Here is a 3,382-nt window from a genome sequence, read left to right as displayed (position 1 = left end):
TAAATCGGTACCACCCCTTCCCATCCCGAACAGGACCGTGAAACGATTTTACGCCGATGATAGTGCTGCAACCAGTGTGAAAGTAGGTCATCGTCAGGCTAGTTATAAGAGAAAGACCCCGGTAAGCTTAAGCGCGCTCAAGATCGCGCTTAGTGCAAACCGGGGTTTTTTTTCGTCCGCGTTTTTGTATTGATCGGGAAGTTTTCTCTTCGAACAGGGCCGCATGTCGATCTACATTCGATAAGCGAAACACCACAAGAAAGTATGTGGCGCTTGCCGCCATGAACATCGCTTGCATTAAATCTGAGCTCGATATCCAACGCGGCGTCCGAATTCAAGCTACTGCGTCCTGCGGCCAGGAAAGCGCATTAACAACTGCACACGCCAGGGTACCGTCAAGGTACACGCCGCCCGACGCGCGCGCACCTTCCACGGCCCGGTACTTTCGCCAGATGCGTCGCCCCGGGCACAGCTTGAATCCGATTAGTGAGACGCGCACTCCTGCTCTCGCATCAGAGCGGCTCGAGATGCGCGCCGCGCATGCCAACGAGTAGTGCTTTTCCATTCGCATCGACGCGGAATTCGCCGTACTTTGCCGCTTCCCACCGTTTCGCCTCGCCTTCCTGGAAGTACCACGCATCGGTCACTACCGTATAACCGCCGTGGCGCGGGGTCAGTTCGATAGTGATCTCGCCTGGTGCAAGCGGCCTGCCATCGTATAGGCGTGTCAGCTCCGCAACTCCATTCTCGTTGACCTTGCCGGCAACCATCAATCGCTCGCCTCCCGTTTCCACCGCACCTGTCTCTGCTATCGCTTGCGGCAATTTGAAATTCAAGCGCATGTAATCGCCCTGCATGATCGAGCGCGGATCGACAGGGGCCAGTTCAACCAGAATAGGACGACCGTGAGAAATCAGCGATTCCTTTTGCCAGATGCCGATATTGGCGATGGCGAGTACCCCGAGCGCCGTTACTGCAATGCCGATCCGGCGCGCTGTCGAATCCGGTGGCACAGGGGCGGCGCCGGCGCTGGAGATTACCGGTTCGCCCTCGCGAATGGCAAGCCAGGCAATCAGGCCAAACAGCGCGCCGGCGCCGATCAGCAATAGCGCCTTGGTCGCCAGCGGATATGCCAGCTGATAATACAGCGCACCGGTAGCCCATGCGGCCGCCGCTGCCGCTGCCGCCGCAATGCGCCAGCGACCGGCGCTCGCGAACACGGCGAAAATCAGCAAAATTGCGCCGAGTGACGGCATCAGTACCGCCAGTCCCGTCAACACTGCAATTGTGAGTCCGTACCAGGGTTTGCGTAACGCCGGCCAGCACCTGGCCAGCCAGGCCGCCCCGGCAAGGATCATTGCCGCTGATGTGCATTGGGCAAAAAACGCCAACCGTTGCGACAGCGGCGCCGTCGTGCCGACCGGAGCGCCATCGATCGCGGCGCCAACCATGAATGTCATTCCTGTCCAGAGTGCAAGGCATGCGATGAGAGTGAGTACCCACCCGGTGGCCACCCGGTCAATGAATACACTGCGCAGAAATTGTCGCTGCACAAAGTCGGTAACGAGCCAGATCACCACCGCACCATGCACCACAATCCAGAAATGATCGCGGTCGCGAATGTCGTTGGTGTAAAGCGCGATCATTGCCACGATAATGAAGGCGCAGGCTTGCGCGCCCAGCAGCACACGCAACCAGTTGCGCGGAATCAGGACGGCCAGGACCATCGCCAGCAAGGCGACGCTGAGTGAGGCCTCATGCGTCGACAGGTCGAAGTAGAACGCCACGCTCATGGTCGCTGCGCCGGTCAGTAATGCTGGAATTGACAGCTGTTCGACGAACAGGGGCAGAGAGGCGCGGCGCAGAATGTAAATTGCGCCGCCGCAGAGCACGAGCGAGATAGGATACAAAGCGCTTCTGCTCCGGCTGACAAAGTCGTCACAAATCAGAAAAATGATGCCCATTAATGGAAGGGCCGCCAACCAGGCTCCGAGCGCGGTCAACAACACAACTGGCCAAGGACGATGCGCCTCGTGCCGGATAACTGCGGCGGAGGGCGGCAAAACGCCGGCGGCAATCGCATCGGCGATCATCTGGTCGAGTGGGCGGCTCATTTCGCACCGCCATTGAGCGTGGCACGCTCCGACAGTTTGAGAATGGCGCTCACGGTCGCGGCCAGCAAGCCGGCAGCTGCGAGGCCAAGGAACAGCAGCATTGGAATGGACCAGCGCGCGCTATCGAGGTTGACCATGTGCGCCAGTAGTCCAATCAGGAGAATATTCAATGCCAGCCCGATGCCGCTCAGGGAAAATACATCGAATAGGCGATGCGATATGAACGCCGCAGCGGCGATCGTCAACATGAACAGGGCCAGCCAAAATTGTCCTGATATCTCCGAACTCACCAGGCCGGCAATCCCAAGCAGCGCGACGCTGATTACCGCGAGCGTGACGGCCACGCGCATGGACAAGCGTCCGGCGCCAGTCCACTGCGCAAACAGAGGGCTGAGCAGCGCAGCGATCGTCAAGCCGCCAATGCAAGCTGTCACCTGAAAGTGGATTTCGCGCTGGTCCAAATGCCAGCGATGTCCCATGTTCGCATGTAGCCAGAGCGAAATTGCGGTCATGGCAATCAAGGCCCACGGCGTCCACAGGGCGTCGTGTCGCACAGAAAGGCATAAAGGCAGGCCCAGCAGCGCCCATAGGGCAAACAGTTGCCAGGGATCGGCGCCTGTCTGGTAGGTCTGGCCGAAGTATGCGAACACCGCACCGATAGCGAGCAGCGCGAGCAGGGCCAGCGGAATCCGTGCAGCGGGTCGTGCATACGCGCCAATGCACATGATCACCACCACGCCCTGCAACAGGATAAAGCGGGTCGCGCGTGCAAGTGAATCCCAGTTCGCCGCAATCCAGAAAATAATTCCAAGGCCGATCAACGACGCCGCAATGAGAGCCAGGCTGATACGAAAAAGCCGGACCAGGTTGGCCGGCTCGTCGTCGAGGCCGGACAGTTGGCGGAGCTGTCGATGCTGCTCGTCGTTCAGTGCATGGGATGCGGAAATCTGTAAAAGCGACAGGCCAATATCCATAATATTCATTCAATGTTGGAGGTATGGAGGAGTCTACCCGGCTTTGCATAGAAAACACTTGCCAACAAATAAGAAGCTTTGCTATAGTTCGCCTCCCCGCAGAAAGGGTTAACGAAATCAAGTAGTTAGCAGACTGTCAGGGCCGTCTCCAAGGAGGCGCGGTAGTAAAAAAGAGGTTGACGAGAAACGCGAAACGCTGCATAATCTCACCTCTCTGCTGCAACGAACACAACGCTTCGTACCATGCGGCAAGATGGAAATACCGAATAAGTTCTTTAACAATTAACAGTCGAT

At 58.0% G+C, this 3,382-nt stretch carries 2 protein-coding genes and 1 rRNA gene; 1 reads left to right on the top strand and 2 read right to left on the bottom strand.

The features are described from left to right. Positions 1-99: ribosomal RNA gene (rrf, locus tag F1609_RS33860) — 5S ribosomal RNA — on the top strand; the annotation flags it as partial. A 413-nt stretch (positions 100-512) separates the two neighbouring features. On the opposite strand, the gene F1609_RS33855 is transcribed toward rrf, so the two are convergent. Next, positions 513-2,114 (bottom strand): GDYXXLXY domain-containing protein, encoded by a 1,602-nt coding sequence (locus F1609_RS33855; protein ID WP_167082330.1) that lies wholly within the window; start codon positions 2,112-2,114, stop codon positions 513-515. Next, positions 2,111-3,088 carry a DUF2157 domain-containing protein gene (locus F1609_RS33850; protein ID WP_167082328.1) on the bottom strand — a complete coding sequence of 326 codons (978 nt, stop codon included), beginning with the start codon at positions 3,086-3,088 and terminating at the stop codon, positions 2,111-2,113. Before F1609_RS33850 ends, F1609_RS33855 begins: the two co-directional genes overlap by 4 nt. Positions 3,089-3,382 lie beyond the last annotated feature (294 nt).

The sequence above is a fragment of the Massilia aquatica genome (assembly GCF_011682045.1).
Taxonomy (GTDB): domain Bacteria; phylum Pseudomonadota; class Gammaproteobacteria; order Burkholderiales; family Burkholderiaceae_D; genus Telluria_A; species Telluria_A aquatica.
This window is presented reverse-complemented; position numbering and strand designations above follow the sequence as displayed.